The organism is Actinomadura spongiicola, assembly GCF_003432485.1.
Classification (GTDB): Bacteria; Actinomycetota; Actinomycetes; order Streptosporangiales; family Streptosporangiaceae; genus Spirillospora; species Spirillospora spongiicola.
In genome coordinates, this window is sequence record NZ_QVNQ01000011.1 from 25,065 (window position 1) to 48,395 (window position 23,331).

The 23,331-nt window shown below is 70.0% G+C and carries 13 protein-coding genes; 6 read left to right on the forward strand and 7 right to left on the reverse strand.

Annotated features, from left to right (window positions below; translation table 11 throughout):
- Positions 1 to 29: 29 nt before the first annotated feature.
- Both D0T12_RS29080 and D0T12_RS29085 read left to right on the forward strand, forming a co-directional pair.
- Positions 30 to 3,416 carry a DUF4132 domain-containing protein gene (locus D0T12_RS29080; protein WP_117403565.1) on the forward strand — a complete coding sequence of 1,129 codons (3,387 nt, stop codon included), beginning with the start codon at positions 30 to 32 and terminating at the stop codon, positions 3,414 to 3,416.
- Positions 3,417 to 3,645: 229 nt separating this feature from the next.
- A complete protein-coding gene (locus tag D0T12_RS29085) occupies positions 3,646 to 5,289 on the forward strand; it encodes an SEL1-like repeat protein (protein ID WP_117403566.1) in 1,644 nt (547 codons plus the stop codon).
- Positions 5,290 to 5,577: 288 nt separating this feature from the next.
- Here the strand turns inward: D0T12_RS29085 and D0T12_RS29095 are convergent, their stop codons facing one another.
- Positions 5,578 to 6,216: a DUF4360 domain-containing protein gene (locus D0T12_RS29095; RefSeq protein WP_117403568.1), complete on the reverse strand. Its 639-nt coding sequence runs from the start codon at positions 6,214 to 6,216 to the stop codon at positions 5,578 to 5,580.
- Positions 6,217 to 6,647: 431 nt separating this feature from the next.
- On the opposite strand from D0T12_RS29095, the gene D0T12_RS29100 reads away from it, so the two are divergent.
- Positions 6,648 to 7,838, forward strand: a complete 1,191-nt coding sequence (locus tag D0T12_RS29100; protein ID WP_117403569.1) for a beta propeller repeat protein — start codon at positions 6,648 to 6,650, stop codon at positions 7,836 to 7,838.
- 19 nt (positions 7,839 to 7,857) lie between these two features.
- Here D0T12_RS29100 and D0T12_RS29105 read toward each other — a convergent pair whose 3' ends face one another.
- Together D0T12_RS29105 and D0T12_RS29110 are read right to left on the reverse strand one after the other, a co-directional pair.
- On the reverse strand, positions 7,858 to 8,475 hold the full coding sequence (locus tag D0T12_RS29105; protein ID WP_117403570.1) for a TetR family transcriptional regulator: 618 nt from the start codon (positions 8,473 to 8,475) through the stop codon (positions 7,858 to 7,860).
- Between the two features lie 149 nt (positions 8,476 to 8,624).
- Positions 8,625 to 9,251: a phosphatase PAP2 family protein gene (locus tag D0T12_RS29110; RefSeq protein ID WP_158581669.1), complete on the reverse strand. Its 627-nt coding sequence runs from the start codon at positions 9,249 to 9,251 to the stop codon at positions 8,625 to 8,627.
- A gap of 471 nt (positions 9,252 to 9,722) precedes the next feature.
- Between D0T12_RS29110 and D0T12_RS29115 the strand changes: the two genes are divergently transcribed.
- Entirely contained in the window at positions 9,723 to 18,590 is an 8,868-nt protein-coding gene (locus D0T12_RS29115; protein WP_117403574.1) for a SpvB/TcaC N-terminal domain-containing protein, read from the forward strand.
- 27 nt (positions 18,591 to 18,617) lie between these two features.
- On the opposite strand, the gene hsaA is transcribed toward D0T12_RS29115, so the two are convergent.
- On the reverse strand, positions 18,618 to 19,784 hold the full coding sequence (hsaA, locus tag D0T12_RS29120) for a 3-hydroxy-9,10-secoandrosta-1,3,5(10)-triene-9,17-dione monooxygenase oxygenase subunit (RefSeq protein ID WP_117403576.1): 1,167 nt from the start codon (positions 19,782 to 19,784) through the stop codon (positions 18,618 to 18,620).
- A 95-nt stretch (positions 19,785 to 19,879) separates the two neighbouring features.
- Here hsaA and D0T12_RS29125 point away from each other — a divergent pair, with 95 nt between their 5' ends.
- Positions 19,880 to 20,800 (forward strand): NADP-dependent oxidoreductase, encoded by a 921-nt coding sequence (locus D0T12_RS29125; protein ID WP_117403578.1) that lies wholly within the window; start codon positions 19,880 to 19,882, stop codon positions 20,798 to 20,800.
- A 113-nt stretch (positions 20,801 to 20,913) separates the two neighbouring features.
- The gene (locus tag D0T12_RS29130) at positions 20,914 to 21,507 is read left to right on the forward strand and encodes a flavin reductase family protein (RefSeq protein ID WP_117403580.1); all 594 of its coding nucleotides are present in this window, start codon (positions 20,914 to 20,916) and stop codon (positions 21,505 to 21,507) included.
- 113 nt (positions 21,508 to 21,620) lie between these two features.
- Here D0T12_RS29130 and D0T12_RS29135 read toward each other — a convergent pair whose 3' ends face one another.
- The 3 genes from D0T12_RS29135 to D0T12_RS29145 all read right to left on the reverse strand — a co-directional run bounded on the left by D0T12_RS29135 (position 21,621) and on the right by D0T12_RS29145 (position 23,290).
- Positions 21,621 to 21,806, reverse strand: a complete 186-nt coding sequence (locus tag D0T12_RS29135; protein WP_117403582.1) for a hypothetical protein — start codon at positions 21,804 to 21,806, stop codon at positions 21,621 to 21,623.
- A gap of 88 nt (positions 21,807 to 21,894) precedes the next feature.
- Complete coding sequence (locus D0T12_RS29140) at positions 21,895 to 22,716, reverse strand: acetate uptake transporter family protein (RefSeq protein ID WP_117403583.1); 822 nt, start codon at positions 22,714 to 22,716, stop codon at positions 21,895 to 21,897.
- Positions 22,717 to 22,861: 145 nt separating this feature from the next.
- Positions 22,862 to 23,290 carry an STAS domain-containing protein gene (locus D0T12_RS29145; RefSeq protein WP_158581670.1) on the reverse strand — a complete coding sequence of 143 codons (429 nt, stop codon included), beginning with the start codon at positions 23,288 to 23,290 and terminating at the stop codon, positions 22,862 to 22,864.
- Positions 23,291 to 23,331 lie beyond the last annotated feature (41 nt).

The following is a 23,331-nucleotide window of genomic DNA, read 5'->3' on the forward strand; positions in this document are numbered from 1 at the left end:
CTGTCGGCGGTCAGGCCTACGGTCGTCTCATGATCGACAACACGGTGGTCGACGAGGACACGTTCGTCATGCCGGACGCCTGGCGCCGCGTCCGGCACCCTCGGCGGGACCGGCCGGACGTTCCGTCGGCGCCCGCGCTCGTGAAGGACGCCGTCGAGCGGGTGCGTTCCCTCGTGGACGCCGTGCGCGACGACATCGACGTGGTCCTCGGGCTCCCGGGCACCGAGTCCGGTATCGCGGAGGCCGCCCGTGGCCATCTGCGCGGGGAGCCCGACCCGCTCGGCGCCGCCGCGGTCGCGTACGTCACCGCTCCGCTGAACGAGATGGAGGAGCGGTCCGATCCGCCGCCCGACCGTCTGTTCGTCGACGCCCTGGTCGCCGAGCACGGCGTCGCGTTCGCCGCCCGCGCCTGCGTGGAGTGGGCCGGGATCCATGCCGACAACCCGGCGAACGTCAACCAGACCGGCCTGCCGTTCCGCTTGGGCACCGCGCAGCGCCGGGCGGAACTGCGGTCGATGACGCTCCGCCGCAAGAGTTCCGACGAGATGCTCCACGACTGGTGGCTGACGCGCACGAGCGGCAGGGGGCTGCGCGCCCGCCTGGCCGCCGCGCCCGACGACGTCTACGCCGAGGCCGTGGACTCCATCGCGGACGTCCGCCGCCACCCGCTCCAGAAGGTGCTCGCCGCCTACCTGGCCCCGACTCGTGAGGACTGGGTCGAGGACCTGTGGGCGCGGCCCGGGGAGATCGCGTTCGACCACCTGCCACTGTGGTTGCCGCTCTGCGCCCTCGGCCGGGCGCACCAGCCCGCCATGCTCGGTCAGCGGCTCCGCAACGAGTGCCGACGCGACGTCGTCGCGACGCTGCTCGACGGCGTCGGCGTCGACGCCGTGGTGCCGCTGTTGATCGAGGCCCTGGACAACCCGTACTTGGGCACCACCGACGAGGTCCGGACGATCCTGGAGTTCTTCGCCGCGCTGCCCGGGGACAAGGCGTTCCAGGCCCTCGTCGACCGGATCGACCGCCCCGAGGTCGTCGCGGCCCTGATGGCCGCCGCCCGCCGGTTCCCGGTTCGAGCGATGCGGCTGCTGCCGGGGGCGGCGGTCGCCGAGCCACTGTCGGCGCACGTCCGCGCCAACCCCGGCATCGCCGCGGAGGTGGCGCGCGGCCTGCCCGCCGAGCAGGGGGCGGCGATCCAGGAGATCCTCGACGCGAACGTGCGCCTCCCGCAGGCCACGGACGTCCCGTGCCTGCTGACCGAGCCGCCGTGGACCCGTCCCCGCGCGAAGACCACGCCCGTCGTCATCAAGGATCTGCCCGCGCCCGGCGCCCGCGCGATCACCTGGGCGCCCGGTGAACGCGAAAGCTGGGCGGCGCCCCAGGCCGACCTGTGGGACCGGCGGGCGGAGGGTGTGGATTTCGCCGAGAGGGCCGCGGCGGTCGAGCGGGGTCACGCCTTCAACGTGATCGAGCGTCCCACCCTGTTTCTGAGGGGTCCCGTGGATCTGGTGCGGCCGCTGGTGCGGGATTGGGAGCCCAGCTACGCCGAAATGCGTGAAGTGCACGAGTGGCTGGGGCCGCTCGTCGCACGTCATGAGACGGACGCCTGCGGCCCCGTCCTGGCAGTCGTTCGCCGCGATCCGGGCGCCTTCGGGCATTACACGCTGCCGCTGCTGTCCGACGAGATCGCGCGGACGATGGCCGACTGGCTCGTCCGGCTCAAGGCGGGGGCGGGGACGGCCCGTGCCTGGTTCCGCCGCCACGGAACCGCCGCCGCCCCCTGCCTCATTCCGGACGCGCTGGGCAAGGCGGGCCCGACCCGCCGTGCCGCCGAGGCGGCGCTGCGTCTGATCGCCGACGGGCATGGCCCGGCGCCGATCGTCGCGGCGGCGCGCGTGCACGGTGAACGGGCCGCCGCCGCGATCGAGGCGCTGCTGTCCACCGACCCCCTCGACGACCTGCCGAAGAACGTTCCGGTCGTCGACTGGGCGGACCCGCGCGTGCTCCCGCAGATCCTGCTGCGCGACCGTGAGCGGGCTCTCCCGGACGAGGCGGCCGGGCATGTCCTGACGATGCTGGCCATGTCGAAGCCCGGCGACGCGTACGCGGGCGTGCAGATCGTCCGCGACCTGTGCGATCCGGCGTCCCTCGCCGAGTTCGGCTGGGCGCTGTTCCGCTGGTGGGAGGTGTGCGGCGCACCGGCCAAGGAGAACTGGGCGTTCACCCAGCTGGCGTTGACCGGTGACGACGAGACGGTCCGCCGCCTCACCCCGGTCATCCGGGCGTGGCCGGGGAACGGCGGTCACGCCAAGGCCGTGGCGGGCCTCGACGTCCTCGCGGCGATCGGCACCGACACCGCCCTCCTGCATCTGCATTCGATCTCGCAGCGGGTGAAGTTCAACGGCCTCAAGACCCGGGCGCAGGAGAAGATCTCCGAGCTCGCGGCCGAGCTCGGACTGTCCGCCGAGCAGCTCGCGGACCGGCTCGTCCCCGACTTCGGGCTGGACGCGTCCGGGACGCTCACGCTCGACTACGGTCCGCGCCGGTTCGTCATCGGGTTCGACGAGCTGCTCAGGCCGACGATCGCCGACGCGGACGGCACACGCCGCAAGTCCCTGCCCAAACCAGGCGCGAAGGACGACCCCGAACTCGCCCCCGCCGCCTACGAAAGGTTCACGGGCCTCAAGAAGGACGTCCGGACGGTCGCGGCCGACCGGCTCGCCCGCTTCGAAACGGCCATGATCACAGGCCGTCACTGGCCGATGGCCGAGTTCCGCGAGTTCCTCGTCGAACATCCCCTCACCGGCCACCTGGTCCGCCGCCTGGTCTGGCTGGCCGAGGACGGCCCCGCGTTCCGCGTCGCCGAGGACGGCACGTTCGCCGACGCCGCCGACGACACCGTCACCCTCCCCGAGACCGCGCGGGTCGCCGTCGCGCACCCGGTCCACCTGAGCGACGAGACGAAGGCATGGTCGCGGGTGTTCGCCGACTACGAGATCCTGCAACCGTTCGACCAGCTCGCACGGCCCGTCCACGCGCTCACCGACAAGGAACGCGAAACCGGCCGCCTGACCCGTTTCGAGGGCCGGAGCGTCCCGATCGGTGACATTCTCGGCCTCGTCCGGCGCGGCTGGGAGCGCGGAGGACCGATGGACGCGGGCATCGAGTGGTGGATCTCCCGCCGCATCGCCTCCGACCTGCACCTGGTCGTCACCTACGACTACGGCATCACCATCGGCGCGTCCGACGAGATGAGGGATCAAACCTTCGATGACGTCCGTTTCGCCGTTCACCCCGACCGCTACACCGATCAACGACCCGCCGCGCACGTCCCCGGCGACCTCAACCGGGCACTCGTCTCCGAGGCACTCGCCGACCTGGCCCGGGTGACCACCCCGACAACGGAAACGGCCTGACGGACGCGCCCGGTCGGCGCCGCGCCCGCTCGTGCGTGCACAGGCCTGCATACCGGCCAGTGGCGACGTTGCAGGAGCAGGCCGCATTCGAGGCTTCAATGGCAGAGCCCGAAACCAGCCTTGCTTCGTGTCGGAGCCGACCACGGACCGATCGGCCCGGCAGACGAACCGGTGATCGCTTTTCTGCGTCCTTCCCTAGGACCGGTCTGAAACCACGAGGAGGAACTTCATGAGCGGTGCCGGACACCCGGAGGCGATCGATCTGCATGAGCAGGGGCTTCGGGCGCGGCGCGGGGGCGACGCGGCGGAGGCGGAACGGTGTTTTCGGGAGGCGTTCGAGAAGGGGCACGCGGCCGCCGCCCACGACCTGGCCGGGTTGTTGCTGGACGGAGGCGACAAGGCCGGGGCCGTGGAATGGTACCGGCGCGGGGCGGAACAGGGTGTGCCGGAGAGCGCCTTCGAGGTCGGTTATGTGGAGGAGACGCGCGGTGATTCGAAGGAGGCCGAGCACTGGTACCGGCGGGCCGCCGAGGGCGGACACGCGGGCGGCTACCTCAACCTCGGCGCGATCCTGCGCGGTCGAGGGTCCCTGGATGAGGCGAAGCACTGCTTCCTGCGCGCCTGGGAACTGGAATCCGACGCCAAGGCGGCCTCGAACCTTGGAGCGATCTACGACGACGGCGGAAAGGGCGATCTCGTCGCCGCCGCCGAGTGGTACGGCAGGGCGGCCGACCTCGGTAACGCCATCGCCGCCTACAACCTCGGTTTCGTCTGGCGCGACCGGGAGGACCCGGAAAAGAGCATCGAGGCATGGCGACGCGCGGCCGAACTCCAGCATCCGAACGCGGCCAACGCCATCGCGAATGTTCTTCTGTCGCAGCAGAATGTGAACGAGGCCGTCACCTGGCTGCGGAGGGCGGTCCTGGAGGTCGGCAACGAGAAGGCCGCGCACAAGCTCAGCGATATCTACGCGAACTCGGGTCGGCACCGCGAGGCCCGGTTCTGGGCCGAGTTCCTGGACGGACCGAAGTTCTACAGCCCGGAGTTCGAGGCGTTCGCGAGTGAGGTCGCGGCGGCCTCCATCCATCAGCAGGACGTGTTCAACGACACCTTTGAGCAGAACTACGTCGAATGGGATCCGGCGAAAGCGACCCTGACACTGGACGGTCGCGCCCTGCGCGGGCTCACCGTCCTGGGCAGCTTCTCAAACCTTTCCCAGACCTGGCTGTGGACGTGGGACAACCCGAGTTGGGAGCAGGACCTGCCCGCGTTGGCGGGGCTGCGCACCATTCGGGAGTTCGGCGAGCGCCACCAGATCCCCGAACTGATGAAGGGACACCTCGACTTCTCCCGGTTCAACCATCCCGCCGGGGGCGCGACCACCATGGCCCTCGCCGCCGCCACGCTGATCGGCGCCAAGGGCGTCAGCTTCGTCACCGTCAACGAGGGCAAGGGCCGCCTCGTCCTGGCCACCGACGATCCGAGCGTGCCGACCGCGCGGTTCGATCGCCTGACCGTTCCCCGCCTGCTCATGCAGGCGGCCGAGGTCTGGCCGCACGAGCAACTCCGCGTCGTCCGCGGCTTCATGAATCACCACGGGTTCGAGGTCGACGAGTCACCCGCCGTCATCGTCGTGGAGTCCGCCGACGGTCACCGGGTGACCGTCCGATGCCCCATCGAAAGGGCCAAGGAGCACCCGGAGGTCGCCGCGATTCTCGGCCGTGAGAACGCGAGGATCGTGGAGCACTCCCCCGCCCGCGTCCAGGGCCGTCGCCCGGACGACGACGACCCGCACCGGCTGGCCGTCCTCTTCGACCTCGACGACCGCATCATCACCGTCAGCAGCGGCGCGGAGACCACGGCGGGCGGGTGACGCGGGTGAGGCCCCAAGCCCGGGAGTGACCGGGACGCCGTGGTCACTCGGGCTCGGGGTGGTGGGCCAGGGGGACGAGGGCGGCGTCGATGGCGTCGGCGAGCCGGTGGGGGTCGGGTTCGGTGCGGGCGACGACGTGGAGTCCCTGCATGAGAGGGAGGAGAAGGCGCGCCTTGGCGCCGCAGCGACGTCCGGACGGACCTCGCCCTGTTCGCCGGAGGCAAGGCACCCTGAGCAGGTCGCGTGGGCGGGGTCCCGCCAACCGATTCGGACGTGGTCGCGAATCCGTCAGCAGGACTTCCAGGCCAGGTGGTAGTTCACCTTGGCGCCGCTGCCGGAGTTCAGGGTGATGGTGCTGACCTTCGACGCGTCCGAGGTTCCCTTGTCGACCCGCAGTTCCGTCGTGATGTTGAAGTTCAGCCTGTCACCGCACGGCTTCCACACGAGCTGACCCTCCGCGACCTTCTCGCTGGCCTGGAAGTTGTCCTTGTACGGGCCGGTCAGGTTGTGCGTGGTCGTCTTGGTCTCCGAGTCGGTCTGGAAGTAGTAGCTGGCCCTCTGCACGGCCTTGGCGCCGGCCTGGAGGTCCGCTCGCAGGCGATAGTCGACCGCGGAGACCGCGTAGGTGTAGTCCTCTGGGACGAGCAGTTGCAGGTTGACCCGGCAGGTCTTTCGAGAGTCCGCGGGTGTCGACGAACCGCCCGCCTGGGCGGTGTAGTCGCCGTAGGCGATGGAGAAGCTCTCTCTGTCGGATGCGAGGGAGACCGCGGCGGTGCCCGGCTGGCATCCGGAGCCGTTGACGGCCGCGATATCGATCTTGACGTCCTCCGGGCCGTTGGCGAGCAGCGACGAGGCGCTGGCCGGGGTGACGGGTCCCGCGGCGGCCAGGGCGAGCGTAACGGCGGAGAACGCGATTCTCTTACGCATGGGAGTCCTTTTCTTGAATTCGGTGCTCTGCCGATGGAGCGAGCCCGAAAGTTTGCCTTTCAATGGATGTGGCCCCCAACATCCGGACAGACGGTAACTTGACCCCCCGACCTTGTCAATGATCATACTTTTAACATTATTCAGCTAGCCGAACCGTCAGACCATACATTTCGGTCGCCGTCACTCGAAAACTCGGCCGACATTTCAACAGGGACCGTTCCACTGCGGGCACCACAATTGAAGGGCCCCGGGAGGGCGCAAAGTCCCGCCGGCCGCGATTGACGTCATCGACACGCTCGGTATCCATTTAATTGCCACGTTGACGACTCGTCCCCCATTGACGAGAAGGTGGCGGTTATGATCGGGACGGTGACGCGCCTTGAGGCCGTCCCGAAGTGGTGCCGGGGAAGCTCCCTCCTGAGAGGAGAACCATGCGTGCCTCACGTACATGGACGCGCGGCCTGGTCGTCGGCGCCTCGGCGCTGCTTCTCGGCGGGCTGACCGGCGGGCCCGCCGTCGCGGACGGCGGCGGGACCGGCACCCACGGAGGCGTGCGCGGCCGGCCGGTTCCAGGCGACTTCCGCGCGCAGTCCTCCACCTGGCCCTCACCTCGGCGGGGCTGGGTGCTCGGCACCGTCCCGTGCCCGGCGGGGCGATGCACCGCCGTCGCCACGACCCGCGACGGCGGCCGCACCTGGTCGGCGGTGGGCGCGCCCCCGGCGCCGCTGGCCCCGCCCGGGGAGGCGGGCATCACCAAGATCCGGTTCGCGGACGTCCGGCACGGCTGGGCCTTCGGGCCGTCCTTCTACGCCACGTCCGACGGCGGTCACACCTGGCGCGAAGCCGCGCCGCCCGGCGACGGACGGCGCGTCCTCTCCCTGGCCGCCGACGCCGGCGTCGTCTACGCGGCGGTCTCACCGTGCGCCCTGGGCGTACCGCCCTACGAGTGCGACAAGCCCCCGTCGGTGTGGCGTGCCCGCGTGGGTCACGGGAAATGGCGGCGCGTCCCGGTGACGTTGCCGGCGGGGACCGCGTCCGGAGTCATCCTCGCCCTGCACCAGCGGACGGCTTATATCGCCATGCCCGGCACTGCGGGACAGCCCGACGCGTTCTTCGCGAGCGACTCCGGCCGCCGCTGGTCGCCGCGGCCGTCCCCCTGCGACAAGGAGCACGCCGAGGCACTGGTGGACGTCGCGCCGATGCCACGCGGACGGGTCGCGCTGCTCTGCGTGGGCGACGTCGGCTTCTCCAAGGCGACCAAGCACGTCTTCCGTTCCACCGACACCGCCCGGACCACCTCGGACGCCGGGACCACACCGCGACCGGGCATCTGGTCGGCTCTGGCCGCCACCCCGTCGGGCACCACCCTCGCGGTCACCTCCGTGGCCGACGGAAGCTGGATCTACCGCAGCACCGGCGACGTGACCTGGGCGACGGTCGTGGAGAACCTCGACGGCGGCGCCGGCTGGGAGGATCTGCTGTTCACCACCGACCGGAACGGTTTCGTCGTGTACGCCCCGGCCGGACTGAACGGAGAGGGCGTCCTGCTCGCCACGTCCGACGCGGGAGAGACCTGGGCGCCGGTGACGATCGGCCCGCCCGCCGCCGGAGGACACCGCTAGACCAACGACACCTGGGCGGTCACGGATGCGGAGTGTTGGAGCGGGGCGCGAGGAGCAGCTCACAGGCCAGGCGGACGTCTGCCTCGACGTCGGCCATGGACGCGCGGCCGTTCAGGCTCCACTGGAGCACCCCGGACCAGCACTGCATCAGTAATCGGACGAGCGTCACGTCCTCCACGGTCGGGTCCTCGATCCCGAGGGTCCGCAGCAGGATGTCGCGGAAGGTGTTGTCGATGTGAACGGTGTCGGCGACCGTCGCGACGTGGGCGGTGCTGGACGCGCGCAGCATCGACGTCGACAGGACGGGCTGCGCCATCAGGCACCGGCTCGCGTCCACCAGCAGGTCGGCGACCGCGTCCTCGGCGCCGACGTCGGGTGCGGGCGCCTCGACCCGCTCCCGAAGGCGGTCGACCCGCGCCGCCAGGAGCGCCGTGAACAGATGCGCCTTCGACGGGAAGTACCGGTACAGGGTGCCGATCGCGACCCCGGCCTCCTTCGCCACCTCGTGCATCTGGACGCGTTCGAGCGACTTCTCCGCCCCGATGCGCGCCGCCGCGCGGAGGATGCGTCGGCGGCGGTCATGCTGCTCGGGTGAGGTCGGCTCAGCGGACGGTCGGGCCGATGCGATCCTCGCCACGGTCCTCTCCCAGGGTCCTCGCGGTCTTGGCACGGAACAATATCCAGAGACCCCGGGGACTTCGCGGCCACGCCCTACCGGTCAGTCGGACCAGCGAACCCGTGGCCCCGCCCACGGGCGAGACCACGCGTCCTCACCGGGCGTCGCCGTCACGCTGTGGCCGGTCGGGGGCGGAGGTTCAGGGCGGCGGCGGCGAGGAGGCCGACGCCGACGGTGGCGAGCACGGCGCCAACCACGTCGATCAGGTAGTGCTCGCCCAGGGTCACGCGGCTGGCCGAGACGGCGACCAGCGTCGTCACACCGACGGCGAGCACGGTGGTACGCCATCTGGCGGTCAACTCCATGCTGACCATGAGGGCGGTGAAGGCCAGGGCGCCGAGGATCGTCACATGTCCGCTGGGATACGTCCAGTCCTGGGCGGTGACCGGCGGTCCCGAACGTTGGAAGGCCGCCTGGAGGGCCACGGTGGCCAGGCATGCCGCGAGGAGCACCCCGTGCCGTGGCAGCAGCCGGACGCCCTGGGCGCGGCGCCGCCACAGCAGGGTGGACGCGGCGGCCAGGAGCAGGGCGAGCACGAGCAGGGAGCCGACCCCGCTGACCAACGTGGCGATCGTGGCGGGCGTTGTCTCGGGGCGGGAGTACAGGTGTCCGAGAATCCAGGAGTCCAAGGGGGGAACACGGTCCCCCAGGGCGAGCCCGGCGACCCCCATGGTGGTCAGGCAGACTCCTCCCGCCACGGACATCTTGAATCGCCAGGTGTTCGGAAGCGCTTTCATGAATGGACCGTACGAATCAGCGGGAGCCCCGCGCATCAGGGATGTTCCTGAGACGCCCCTGAGAGTCGACCGCGTCCCGCCTCACGCTCGGTCACCGAGTCGCTTACGGTGACCGGGCATTCACCTTTTCGGAATGACGTTGTCGGCGTAGTGGCACGACCGCCGGAAGTGTGCCGTGTGACACAAACCGCGCGTGCGCGTATCGCGCCCGTCCTGACCTGCGTCCACAAGCGGTCATTTGTTCCGTTCTAAAAAGAAAAGCAAGCGATCTCCTCTGGACAGTGAGCCGAAGCCCATGCATCTTGATCGTGGAAATGACTCGCATCACTTGATGTAGTCAGATCGCTGCATTCTTGTGAACACCGGCGACACCGGCCGGTTTCACCTCACGCATGCCATGAACGGTTTTCGGCATGCCCACACAACTGAATGCCTTTGCATTGGGCCGGATGACGGATCGGGCTGGTGGAAATGGGACGTGCGCTGGGACGGAATCGGCTGCTGGCCGTCGTGGTCGGGTTGGCGTTACTGCTGTCCGGACTTTCGGCGAGTGTCGGGCCCGTCGCGGAGCGCGCGGAGGCGCTGCCCCCGTCGCCGACCGGGTGCCTGCGGGGCGACCCGAAGGCGGCGGCCGCGGCGGCGCCCGCCGCGTATCGGGCCAGCGTGGCGCCCGGTGCGACACGGCGGCTCGCCCATGCGGGCGCCGAGTTGACGATCGGACCGAACGCCGTTTCCGAACCGGTCGAGATCGGTATTCAGCGGCTGTCCGAAAAGCAGGTTCCCGACCTTGGCACGGGCATGGACAACCTGTCCAAGGGCGGTTATCGGTTCACTCCATCACCGCATCGCTTCGATGCCGAAATCACTGTTTCGCTGCCCTATGACCCCGCCGTCCTGAAGGCGTCGGGGATGACGGCGCAGGACGTGCACACGTTCTTCTTCGATGAGCCGACCGGATGCTGGCGGGCGCTTCGGCGGGTTTCGGTCGACGAGAAGAAACACCGCGTCGTCTCGCTCACCGACCATTTCACCGACATGGTGAACGCCACGGTCACGGCCCCCGAGGGCCCGTCGGTCGAGTCGTTCGACCCGAACGAGATCAAGGGCATTCAGGCGGCCAGCCCGGCGACGGGTGTGAACCAGATCGACGTACCCCAGGCGGGAAATGACGGGGCCGCCCGCCTGGCCTATCCGATCGAGCTTCCGAAAGGGCGCGCCGGGCTTCAACCGTCACTGGCGGTGAACTACTCGTCCGCGGACGCGAGCGGCTGGCTCGGCCTGGGATGGAACCTGACGGTGCCTTCCATCGACGTCGAGACCCGATGGGGAGTACCCCGGTACGACGCGGAGCGCGAGACCGAGACGTACGCGATGGGCGGCGAGCAGCTGACGCCGATGGCCCACCGGGGGCGGCCCGTGCCACGCGAGGCCGACAAGATGTTCCGCCCGCGCGTCCAGGGCGGGTTCGCGCGCATCGTCCGCAAGGGCGACTCGCCCAAGGAGTACGAGTGGGAGGTCACCGACAAGGCGGGATCGCGCTGGTCCTACGGCGGTGAGGGCGCGACCCTCGCCGACGACGGCGGCAACATCTTCTCCTGGGCGTTGCGCGAGGTGCGGGACCGCAACGGCAACACGATCCGCTACCACCACGTGCGGGTCGACGACACCGGAGTTCAGGGCGGGACGGTCGACGGCCGCAACCTGTACGTGAAGCGGATCTCCTACACGGGTCACGGGGATTCCGAAGGACCGTACTCCGTGACGTTCGTCCGCGACCGTGAGCTTTCCGAGGCGCGGCGCCCGGACGTGTCGATCGACGCCCGGGGAGGATTCAAACGGGTCACGGCCGATCTCCTGCGCCGGGTCGAGGTGCGGCTGAACGACACGCTCATCCGCAAGTACGACTTCGCGTACGAGCAGGGGGCGTTCGGCAAGACGCTGCTGAAGTCCGTCGAGCAGTTCGACGCTGACGGGAAGCCGTTCAACAAGCACACGTTCGACTACTTCGACGACGTCCGTGGCGCGGGCGGCACGTACGACGCCTTCAACCGCGTGAACTGGGAGTCGCCCGACGACAACGTGCGCAACGGCGCCGTGGACGGCGTCCGGTCAGGTGCCGGGGAGGCCGGAGCCCTCAACGGCAACACCTCCACCGGTGTCGGCGGACACCTGTACGTCGGATACGGATTCCTGCCCGCGAAGAACGGCTCGGTCGGGGTGAAGGCCGGATACCAGCGGGGCTCGCAGGAGGGCCTGCTCGCCCTGATCGACGTGGACGGCGACGACCTGCCGGACAAGGTGTTCAAGCGCGGCGGCGGATGGGTCTTCCGCAAGAACCTGTCGCGACCGGGCGGGAGCCCGCGGTTCGCCGAGACGACGACCCCGTTGCGGAACCTCCCCGGGATCTTCGACGAGACGTCCAGCACCCGCATCGTCGGCGTGGAGGGCTATCTCGGTCGCAGGGCGGCGCAGCTCGACCACGCCGACACCGTCTCCACGTCCCGGCGCTACTTCACCGACGTCAACTCCGACGGCGTCGCCGACCTGGTGAACGGCCGGGGCGTGCTGTTCGGACGGGTCGGCGCCGACGGCACGGTGACGTACGGCTCCGCGGCCGACACGCCGGTGCCGATCGGGCCCAGCAAGGTCGACCCGAAGGGGCTGCTGCCCGACTACGGCCCCGACCGCGACCGGCGCGACGACTCGTTCCCGCTGGTCGACACCCTCCGCCGGTGGACGGCGCCCTATGACGGCGTCGTGCGCGTCACCGGTACGGTCCGGTTGCAGCCGAGCCAGGACGACCCGGCCGAGTTCGGCAAGCCGGACGGGGTGCGGGTCGCGGTCCAGTTCGAGGACCGGGAGCTGTGGTCGAAGACGATCGCGGCCGACGACCACGGCGAACACACCCCCGGCGACGTGGACGCGATCCCGGTGAAGCGCGGCCAGCGACTGTACTTCCGCGTCGGCTCGGTGAACGACGGAACCGGCGACCGCGTCGCGTGGAACCCGCAGATCACCTACACGGGAATGGCGCCCGTCACCGACGCCAACGGGCTGCCGCTGCACTCCTACACCGCGTCCACCGACTTCACCCTCGCCGGGCGCGCGTCCACCGTCGCCGCGCCCGCCGACGGCACCCTCCACCTGACCGGCGACCTCGTCAAGAAGGCCGCCACCACCGACGACGTCACGATCCTGATCACTCAGGACGGGCGGCAGGTGCTGGAGAAGAAGGTCGCCGCCACGTCGACCGGCACGACCCCGGTGGACGTCAAGGTGTCCGTCACCCAGGGGCAGACGCTCGCCCTGCGGCTGAAGGTCGACTCGCCGATCGACGTGAGCGCGCTCGACTGGAAACCCGTGGCCCGCTACGTCGAGGCCGAGGGGATGGTCAAACTGCGCGGCCCGGCGGCACGCGACGCCCGGTTCGCGCCCGAGTTCGAAGCGCCGTTCGACATCGACACGTATCCGGTGAGCAGCGCCACCGCGCCGCCCCGCCCGTACACGGTGACGGAAAGCGGCACGCTGACGGTCGTCCCGCGGCTGACGGCGGCGTCCGGCGTCCAGGGCCACGCGGTGTTCACGGTCAAGAAGCGGGGCGCCCTGCTCGCCAAGAAGACCGTCGCGCTCGGCGCCGAACCACCCGAGGTGGCGGTGTCCGTCGAGGCGGGCGACGAGCTGTTCTTCGACTTCGCGGTCGCCGACGCCGACCTTACCGGAAAGATCACCGGACATGAGGTGACGGTCGGCGACGCGGCGGTCACCGGCACCCTGCACGGCGCGGCCGCCGAGGGCGTCTTCGGACGGCCTTACCGCGGCTGGTCCATGGCCGGTTACAACGGCAACAAGGAGCGGGCGGGGCAGCCGATCCGGCAGGCCGACCTCGCCGTCACCGACGACATCAAGAACCAGCTCCCCGGCGAGGTCGACCCGCCGAAGGACCGCGACGACTTCGAGAAGGACCCGCGCGTCAAGCCGCCGAACGTCGTCCCGTTCACCCCGCGTCCCGAGCACGGGCGGTGGGACGCGGGCGAGTACTCGTGGGTGTCGGCCGGTGAGGTGTCGAGCGCCCGGTTCGGCGGCCGGACCATCGGGCTCCCCACCGCCGGTGACTTCGACGACGTCCGCGCCGTGCCGCGTATGTCCCGGACGAAGCAGATCTCGCTGAGCGGCGGAGGCGGCGGCGACGTGATCAACGTCGGCGGCAGCGTCGCGGACGGCACCACGACCGGCGAACTCGACTACCTGGACATGAACGCCGACGGTTTCCCCGACGTCGTCGGCGCGGGCGGGGTCCAATACACCGACCCGACCGGCGTGCTCGGCGCGACCAGGGGGCGGGTGCCCGGCGGGGCGCTGCGCAGATCGGAGAACGTGGCGGGCAACGCCAGCGCGGGCAGCTCGGCGCGGACCATCACCACCGGACGCGGCCATTCCACGCCGCCGGCCTGGACCACGTCCAACACCTCCTCGGCCGGCAACGAGATGCCGCCGCTCGGGCTCGGCGGCAGCCACGGCACCGCCAGATCCGACGCCGAACACGACCTGCTCGACATCAACGGCGACGGGCTGCCCGACCGCGTCTACAAGGACGGCCGCGCCGCCCTCAACCTCGGCTACCGCTTCGCCGACCCCGAACCCTGGCGGGGCGGGAAGCTCGACGAGGGGACGACCGTCAACAACGGCCTCAACATCGGGTTCAACACCGACTTCTATGCCATCGGCGGCGGCGCGTCCTTCGAGCAGAGTTCCTCGTCCACGAAGAACTCCCTCGCCGACGTCAACGGCGACGGGTTGATCGACCGGGTGTTCACCGGAGACCCGCTCAGGGTCGCGTTGAACACCGGTACCGGGTTCGCCGCGCCCGTCCCGTTCAACGGAAGCCTCGGCGGCGTCAACGAGGACCGCGGTGCGACGCTCGGCGGGGGCGCCTACGCGCGGTTCGCCCCGTGCTGGTTCTTCGGTTGTTTCGTCATCAACCCCGGCGTGAACGCCTCGATCGGTGTCTCCCGCACGCAGCAAACACTGCGGGACATCAACGGCGACGGGCTGGCCGACCATCTCGCGTCCAGCAGGGACGGCGAGTTGAAGGTGGCGTCGAACCAGACCGGGCGCACCAACCTGCTCCGCAGCGTGCACCGGCCGCTGGGGTCGCGGATCGACCTGGACTACACCCGCGACGGCAACACCTACGACCAGCCGCGGTCGCGCTACCTGATGTCGTCCGTCTCCGTCTCCGACGGGCTGCCGGGCGACGGTCCCGACATACAGAAGACGACCTTCACCTACGCGGACGGAGCGTACGACCGGCGGGAGCGGGAGTTCCTCGGCTACGGCCGGGTGACCAGCCAGGACCGCACCGACGACGGCAAGGTCTACCGGACGGTCACCCAGGACTACGACACCCGGAATCACTCCACGCGCGGCCTGGTGAAACGGGAGGCCGTGGCGGATGCGTCCGGCGCGCTGTACACCGAGACCCTCAAAACCCACGTTCTCCGCGACGTCGACTCCGGTGACGTCACCGACGGGCGCGGCGACACGGGCACGGTCTTCGCCGAACTGGGGCGGATGGAACAGCGCTGGTACGAGGGCCGCGCCGACCCCGGCAAGATCACCTCCACCGAGATGTCGTACGACAAGTACGGCAACGTGGTCCGCACCGTCGACCGCGGTGAGCCGGGAGCCGCCGACGACGTCGAGACGACGACCCGCTACACCGAATGCACCGACACCCACATCATCGGTGTCGCCGAGGCGACGGAGGTGCGCAGCGGCGGAGATCTGCTCGCCGCCAGCGAATCGACGGTCGACTGCGACACCGGCAGGGTCACCCGCCACCGGGCCAAGTCCGGCACCGGTGACGACGCGGTCACCGATCTGACCTACAACGACAACGGCACGATCGCGTCCATCAAGTCCCCCGCCAACCACCGTGGGCAACGCTACGAACGCACCTACACCTACGACGACACGACCGGCACCCACGTCACGTCCACCGTCGACAGTTTCGGGCTCCGCTCCACCGCCGCCTACGACCTGAGGTTCGGGCAGGTCACGACCGCGACCGACGCCAACGGCCAGGAACGGAAGACCACCTACGACGCCATCGGACGCGTCGACACCGTCACGGGCCCGCACGACCACGACGCCGACCGCCCGACGATCGACTTCGAGTACCGGCCCGACGCCGACGTGCCCTACGCCGTCACACGGCACCTCGACCGCGCCGCCGACGGCTCGGTGAAGGCCGACACCATCGACACCGTCACCTTCACCGACGGGTTCGGACGCGCCGTCCAGACCAAGATGGACGCGGAGATCTCCGGCGCCGACGCCATGACGGTGTCCGGCCGAGCCGTGTTCGACGAGTTCGGCCGCGTCGTCGAGCAGTACTACCCGACCAGTGAGCCCAAAGGCCCCGCGAACTTCACCTTCAATCCCCGGTTCGACACCGTCCGCCCGACCACCACCACCTACGACTCCCTGGGCCGGGCGCTCCGCGTCCAGTTGCCCGACCAGACCGTCACCACCACTGCCTACGGCTTCGGTGAAGACCGGTCGGGGACGCTCCAACTGGAGACCGTCGCCACGGACGCCAACGGCAACCAGACCCGGTCGTACTCCGACGCCCGCGGCGAGAGGACCGCCGTCCGTGAACCGGGCGCCGAGGACGGTCAGGCCCCCATCTGGACGAGTTACGCCTACGACGGTCTGGGCCGGCTCACCAGGACGACCGACGACCACGACAACGTCACCACCGCCGCCTACGACCTCCTCGGCCGCCGCACGAAGGTCACCAGTCCGGATTCCGGGACGACGACCACGGTCCACGACCCGGCGGGCAACGTCATCCGCAAGGTCACCGCGAACCTCGCCGCCGCCGGCAAGGCCGTCACCTACACCTACGACCACAACCGGCTGACCGCGATCCGCTACCCGACGTTCACGGGCAACGACGTCCGCTACACCTACGGCGAACCCGGCGCCCGCCACAACGGCGCGGGCCGCGTCGTCGAGGTCCGTGACGCGACGGGACGCACCAACCGGAAGTACGGGCCGCTCGGCGAGATCACCGAGGAGACCCGCCGGGTCGACGTCCGGCACCTCGACTCGCGCACCTTCACCACGTCCTACCGGTACGACAGCTGGAACCGGATGCTCCGGATGACGTTCCCGGACGGCGAGGTCCTGTCGTACGGCTACGACAGCGGCGGAAGCGTCGCCTCCGCGGACGGCGTCAAACGCGGCCAGCGCTACCGCTATCTGACCCGGCAGCACTACGACGAGTTCGGCCAGCGGACGCTCACCGAACTCGGCAACGGCACGGTCACCCGCTACACCTACGACGCCGCCGACCGGCGCCTCGCCGTCCAGGAAGCGAAGATCCCGCAGGGATACGCCTTCCAGAACCTGCGCTACGACTACGACGACGTCGGCAACGTCACGTCCATCGAGAACGACACCACCAGGCCGACGCCGCAAGAAGTCTGGCCCAAGGTCGGCGGCCCGACGAAACAGACCTTCAAGTACGACAATCTGGACCGGCTCACCTCAGCACGCGGTGAGTTCGACATGTCGGCCGACCTCACCGACCGCTACCGGTTCGACCAGTCGTACGACACCATCCACAACCTGACGGCCAAGAGCCAGCAGCACGAACTGGTCACGAGCGCGGGGCACGTCCAGGGCAAACGCGACACTAGTTACCAGCACCGCTACACCTATTTCGGCGACGGTCCGCACGCCCCCACCTGGATCGGTGACGCGCACCGCCGCTACGACGCCAACGGCAACCTGACCAGCAGCGACACCCAGTGGGGACGGCTGCGGCGACAGATGGTCTGGGACGAGGACAACCGCCTCGCCTGCGTCCAGGACTCCACCCAGGCGCCGGACATGCCGCAGAACCCGGACGGCTGCTACGCCCCCGGCAAGCCCCCCACGGTGCGGTTCCTCTATGACGACCAGGGCAACCGCGTCATCAAGCAGTCGCTGCGCACCCACGTCTACCCGAGCGAGACCTACACCCAGCGCGACAACGTCTCGTTCAAACACGTCTTCGTCGGCGGCGCCCGCCTGGCGACCAAGGCCGTCAAACAAGGCCCCTTCCACGAAGACGCCCAGTTCTTCTACCAGAAGGACCACCTGGGCACGACAGGCTTCGGTACCGACGCTCGAGGCCGCGTCATCGAGCACAACGCGTTCTTCCCTTCCGGGGAAACGTGGATCAGCGAGAACCTGGGCGAACGCAACCCCTATCAGTTCACCGGTAAAGAACTGGATTCCGAAACCGGCCACTATTACCACGGCGCCCGCTACTACGACCCGAGAAGCGGCGGCTGGCTGTCCACCGACCCCGCCGCGGAACGCTATCTCAACGGCAGCGCCAACGGCGGCGTCTACAACTCACGCAACCTCTCCTCCTATTCCTACTCCTACAACAACCCGGTCAAGCTCACCGACCCCGACGGCAGGGTCGTCAATGTCGCCGCGGCCGCGGCGGGCGCCGTCAGCGGCGCGGTGATCGGGGCCGGCATCGAGCTGGGCATGCAGTGGTGGAAGGGCGAGGGCTATAACTGGCGCGCCGTCGCCGGAGCCGCGGCCGGCGGAGCCGTCACCGGCGCGTTCGCCGGCCTCACCTTCGGCGGCAGCATCGCCGCCACCGGCCTGACCAGGGCCGTTGTCACCGGCAGTAAGGCCGTGGCCCACAGCGCCGTCTCGAACGCGGCGGGCGAAGCGACGAGCGCCGCCGTCCAGGGGACGAGCATCAGTGAGGGCGCCCTGGCCGGAGCGGCCACCGGCGTTCTCGGATCTGTCGGCGAAGCTGCCGCCAAGGGCGTGTTCAAGGGCGTGTCCATGGTCGCGCCCACGGCCATGGAGGTCGCCGAACGGAAGGTCGCTCAGTACAAGCAGACCCTGTCCGCCGTGCTGGAGAAGGCGCACCAGGCACGGGCGCAGGGACGGAAAGTTCTGGGTAAAAAGGGGGAACGTAAGGTTTCCGGGATCTGGCATCCGGAACTCGAAGTGGTGGAGTTCGGGATCTCCGGGATGAAGAACAACCAGGGCTTTGTCCATCACTCGCTAACGCAGGAAGCTCTTGAACTGGTAGACCCGGCAGAAAGAGCGAAGTTCTGGTCCTACTGCGCAGAGACATATGCCTGCTCGAGAACTTTCTATGCCTTGGAAGCCGCCGGTAAGACGGTCACCCGAGACACTCTTAAAGACGCGATCATCATCACCGTAAAGGCATCCAAAAAGGATGCGACCCATGGCATGTTGGAACCACGATGCCACGGATGCACGGTGATGCTCGAATACTTGAACGCTCATCCCTAGTGTCTGGGCGGCCGCCGTTCGGTGCGATCAGACGAGGTTGTCCTCGACGGTGAGGCCGAACTCGCCGCGGCCGTACATGGAGAGGGCGTGGTCCACGTCGTTCGCGACGTGGACACTGCCCGCGTGGGCGTCGCGCCAGGCGCGTTCGATGACGTTGCCGCGATGAAGGGAGTTGCCGCCCGCGGTCTTGAAGAGGATGTCGATGGCCTCGATGGCGCGTTCGGTGCCGCGGACCTGGTCGCGGCGGGCGCGGAGGCGGAGTTCCATCGGGATCCTCTCGTCGCGGGCGGCGTACTCGTGGATCTCGCGGACGTTCCGGTCGGTCTGGAGGATCGCGGCGTCGATCTCGGACGCGGCGCGAGCGACGGCGACCTGGGCGAACTGGTCCTCGGCGAAGCGGCCGCCGCCGAGGCTGAGGCGGATCCGGTCGCGCATCAGGGTGACGTAGTGGTCGTGGCAGCCCGCGGCCATGCCGATGACGGCGGCGGTGATCGTGTTGGTGAAGACGGTGCCGAACGGCATCCGGTAGAGGGGGCCGGGGTTGACCTCGCGGCCGGGGATGTGCAGCCGGGCCTGCTCGATGTTGCGCACGGCGCGGTGGGACGGGACGAACGCCTTCTCGACGACGATGTCGTCGCTGGCGGTGCCGCGCAGGCCCATCGAGTCCCACACCTCGCGGATCTCGTAGTCGCGTCTCGGGACCAGGACCGTCATGAAGTCGACGGGACGCCCTTCGGCGCCGACGACGAGGGCGCCGAGCAGGGCCCAGGAGGCGAACTCGACCCCGGACGAGAACGACCAGCGGCCGGTCACCTCGAAGCCGCCGTCGACGGGGGTGAGCCGTCCGATCGGGGCGTAGGAGGAGGCGACGAGGGTGTCCGGGCCGGGGCCCCAGACCTCGCGCTGCGCCTCGTCCGGGAACAGGCCGAGATGCCAGGAGTGGACGCCGAGGATCGCGGCGACCCAGCCGGTGGAGCCGCACGCGCCGGAGATGGCGCGGACGACCTCGTAGAAGGCGACGGGGTCGTCCTCGGCGCCGCCGTGGCGGGTGGGCTGGAGCATCCGGAACACGCCCGCGGCGGTGAGTTCGCGGATGGTCTCGACGGGAACGCGGCCCTTCTCGTCCACGGCTCGGGCGCGTTCGGCGATGCCGGGCAGCAGCGCCCGCAGGGCCTCCAGGACCTCGTTGCTCATCGACGGCTCCCGCCTTCCCTCTCCGACCGGCTTGACCTCGACATTACTTGAGGTCTTAGCGTCCTGAACGACCGAGGTCGGAGGAGGACACCGAAATGCGAGTCGCGGGATTCACCGAGCCGGGCGGACCCGAGGTCCTGAGGGTCCTGGACGTCCCTATCCCGGAGGCCGGGCCCGGGGAGGTGCTCGTGCGGGTGCGGACGGCCGGGGTGCAGCCGTTCGACCTGGCCGTCCGGGCGGGATGGTCGCCGCCGGGGACACCGGAGGGGTTCCCCCGCGTGCCGGGCAACGAGTTCGCGGGCGTGGTCGACAAGGTCGGCGACGGGGTCACCGCCCTGTCGCCGGGCGAGGAGGTGCTCGGCAACTGCCGCCTCAACGCCTACGCCGAGTACGTCGTCGTCCCGGAAACGGTGCTGGTGCGCAAGCCCGCGAGCATGGGATGGGAGGTGGCGGGCGGCTTTCCCGCCGCGGTGATGACGCCGCACATCGCGCTGGAGGAGATGGCGGTCGGCCCGGGTGACACGCTGCTGGTGCACGCGGCGGCGGGCGCGGTCGGAACCGTCGCCGTGCAACTCGCCCGCGCCGCCGGGGCCACGGTCGTCGGCACGGCGAGCGAGCCCAACCACGCCTACCTTCGGTCGATCGGCGCGATTCCCGTCGCCTACGGCGACGGCCTCGAAGAGCGCGTCCGGGCCGCCGCGCCGAACGGGGTCGACGCCGCGCTCGACGGCGCCGGCGGGGACGCGCTGGCCGTGTCCCTCAAGCTGGTCGAGGACAGGAACCGCATCATCACGATGGTCGAGCACGAACGCGCGGCGGAGTTCGGCGTGCGGATCACGCCCGACAAAAGGTCGGCGTCCAGGGTGGCGGACGCGGCGCGTCTGTATGACGAGGGACGCCTGAAAATCCACGTGCGCGGGGTGTTCCCGCTGGAGCGGGCCGCGGACGCGCACCGCGAGGTCGCCACCGGCCATGGCCGCGGCAAGGTCGTCCTGGCCGTCCAGGGCTCCGCCTAGCCCGCCGCCGCAGGTTCCCGGGCCGGAGGAACGCGGCACCCCTTGACTGACGCGGCCTCGGCGTCGCTTGTTAGAAAGGAAGGGCGATCCGCTATCAGCCCCGAGGGGAACAGATGTCAGCCGAGCCAGCGCTCACCGACGGTGCCGGGGCCACGCCCGGCGAGGCCCTAGATCCGGTGGAGTTCCGGAAGGCCATGGCGGAGTTCGCCACGGGCGTCACCGTGATCACGGCGCTCGACCGCGGGGAGCCGGTGGGCTTCGCCTGCCAGTCGTTCGCCTCGGTGTCCCTGGAGCCTCCGCTGATCCTGTTCTGTGTCGACCACCGTGGCCGTTCGTGGCCGCGGATCCGGGCGGCGGGACGTTTCTGCGTGAACGTGCTGGCCGAGGAGCAGCGGGACCTGTGCGAACGGTTCGGGTCGAGGCGCGGCGCGAAGTTCGAGGGCCTGGACTGGGAGGCGTCCCCGTGGGGCACCCCGGTTCTCCCGGACGTCCTGCTGGGCGTGCACGCCGTCGTCCACGACGTGCACCGGGCCGGGGATCACGATGTCGTGATCGGACGGGTTCTCGGCGTCGAGCGGCATGACACGCGGGACGGCGTCTGGCGGCGTCCCATGGTGTTCTTCCGCAGCCGGTTCGGCGTCGGCGAGCCCGACGGGCCGATCGCCCCCGACCCGTGGGGGGTGGGCGACCGCTGGGGCTGGGGCTGAATTCATCACAGGCCCGGCCCACTGCGCTCGCCTGGCGGCTCGCTACGTGACCGTTCCCGGGAGCGAACGCGACATCGCTTGGCGATCCGCCCGGTTCCGCTCGCCGGGAGCGTTCACCAGTGCTCGGTGCGGAGGTGGTGGTGGAGCGTGGCCAGTTCCAGGTGGGCCTGGTGGCAACGCACGCACGACCAGACCCCGGTGGGCACGGTGAAGCCGTGCGCGGCGGCGTCGTCCCGCGCGCACAGCTGGTGGTAGGTCTGGACGAGGCGCCGCCACGTCCGCCGGACCGCCGATGACATTCCCGCTCCCTCTCCGAGGTCACTGCTTGCGATCGGCCCAGGATAAGGCAACGGGAATGTCAAGGCGAAACGCCGATCAGATCGATCTTCACTGGCCGATCTTCACGCCGGGTTCGCCGTGCCGGTACTCCAGCGGTCGCATCCCGCGGCCCCCGGGGATGTTGCCCCCGGAGCGCATCCGGCCGGTCGGCAGGATCGTGCGCCCGAAGGTGTGTTCCATCATCATCGCGGCGGCCGCGAACAGCGCCAGGACGGCGGCCGCGACGAACAGCCAGCCGCCGACGTCCAGGCTCCAGTTGGACGGGGCCCAGAAGCCAGCGGCGGTGAAGCCCGCGCCCGTGGCCAGGCACGCCAGCAGCAGCGCCATGGCGAGGTTCACGCCGAGCGCGGCCAGCGCGGCCAGCCCGCTGATGACCGCCATGGCGATCCACCAGAACGCGAAGCCCTCGTTGGCGGCACCGAGCGTCGGGGCCAGCGCCGCCGGATAGGCGCCCACGCTCACCAGCATGAACAGCAGGCCCCAGCCGACCCAGAACGCGCCCCAGGCGCCGTGCACGGCGGTGGCGAGCCCGTCACGGGCCCGGTAGGCCCACATCCCCGCCAGGAGCTGGGCGATGCCGCCGAGCACCAGGACGAGCGGCCACAGGGCCAGTGGTGTCAGGGCCGTGCCGTACCAGTCCGCCTGCCAGGCGCCGACCATCATGGTCGCGGTCGCGAGGCCGAACAGTCCGAGGATGGACGGCGCCGCGACCGGCTGCAGGGAAATGCGTGTCCGTTGCTCCCAAAGCGCGTGCTCACCGGGGACATCGGCGCCCCTGCCCGGGGCCGCGCTCGCGGCGCCCTCGGCCGGCGTCGCAGCGGTCCGCCCGCTGGACATCGGCGGTTCCGCACGCTCTCTACGCCTTGCCATGAGATCCCCCTTTGCAATTCGGAGAGCCGTACCCCCCTCCTAACCGTGCCTTGATGGGTCAAACAGGATCAGAACGGATACCAAACGACATATCGGGCACCGTTGGGTTCGTTTACCGAACGCGCGGACGCGCATGGCGTCGGGTTTACCGTCCGGCGGGCCGGCAGTGGATCTCCAGGCCGGGGGCCGCGCACCACCCGATCAGCTCGAACAGCCTCTCGATGTGCGGGGCAACGGCGTGCAGGACGAGCGGCCGGTCGCCCTCGTGCAGCCCGCAGGCCGCGAGCGTGAAGGCACGTAACCCCGCGACGTCGACGAACTCGACGGCGGCCAGGTCGACATGGACGTCGCCGGGCGCGCGGTCCCGGGCGGCGCCGAGCGCGCGGGTCACCTCCCGCGCGTTCGACACGTCGACCTCACCGCTCATCAGCAACCGCGGCGCGGTCGCCGTGGCCACGACGCGCAGCAGCGGCGTGTCGAGTTCGACGACGTCGTAGCGCGGCCCGCGACCGGGAGACACCCGGTCACCCGGTTCCAGGCCGTCCTCGTCGCCGGTGGTACGCCAGACCGTCATCCGCTCCTCACCTCGGCCCCGGGGGCGCCGCTGCCCTGGGC

Excerpts from the sequence above, each read along its gene's own strand:
- D0T12_RS29080 (WP_117403565.1), top strand. The coding sequence starts at position 30 with ATGATCGACAACACGGTGGTCGACGAGGACACGTTCGTCATGCCGGAC.
- D0T12_RS29085 (WP_117403566.1), top strand. The coding sequence starts at position 3,646 with ATGAGCGGTGCCGGACACCCGGAGGCGATCGATCTGCATGAGCAGGGG.
- D0T12_RS29095 (WP_117403568.1), bottom strand. The coding sequence starts at position 6,216 with ATGCGTAAGAGAATCGCGTTCTCCGCCGTTACGCTCGCCCTGGCCGCC.
- D0T12_RS29100 (WP_117403569.1), top strand. The coding sequence starts at position 6,648 with ATGCGTGCCTCACGTACATGGACGCGCGGCCTGGTCGTCGGCGCCTCG.
- D0T12_RS29110 (WP_158581669.1), bottom strand. The coding sequence starts at position 9,251 with ATGAAAGCGCTTCCGAACACCTGGCGATTCAAGATGTCCGTGGCGGGA.
- D0T12_RS29115 (WP_117403574.1), top strand. The coding sequence starts at position 9,723 with ATGGGACGTGCGCTGGGACGGAATCGGCTGCTGGCCGTCGTGGTCGGG.
- hsaA (WP_117403576.1), bottom strand. The coding sequence starts at position 19,784 with ATGAGCAACGAGGTCCTGGAGGCCCTGCGGGCGCTGCTGCCCGGCATC.
- D0T12_RS29125 (WP_117403578.1), top strand. The coding sequence starts at position 19,880 with ATGCGAGTCGCGGGATTCACCGAGCCGGGCGGACCCGAGGTCCTGAGG.
- D0T12_RS29130 (WP_117403580.1), top strand. The coding sequence starts at position 20,914 with ATGTCAGCCGAGCCAGCGCTCACCGACGGTGCCGGGGCCACGCCCGGC.
- D0T12_RS29135 (WP_117403582.1), bottom strand. The coding sequence starts at position 21,806 with ATGTCATCGGCGGTCCGGCGGACGTGGCGGCGCCTCGTCCAGACCTAC.
- D0T12_RS29140 (WP_117403583.1), bottom strand. The coding sequence starts at position 22,716 with ATGGCAAGGCGTAGAGAGCGTGCGGAACCGCCGATGTCCAGCGGGCGG.
- D0T12_RS29145 (WP_158581670.1), bottom strand. The coding sequence starts at position 23,290 with ATGACGGTCTGGCGTACCACCGGCGACGAGGACGGCCTGGAACCGGGT.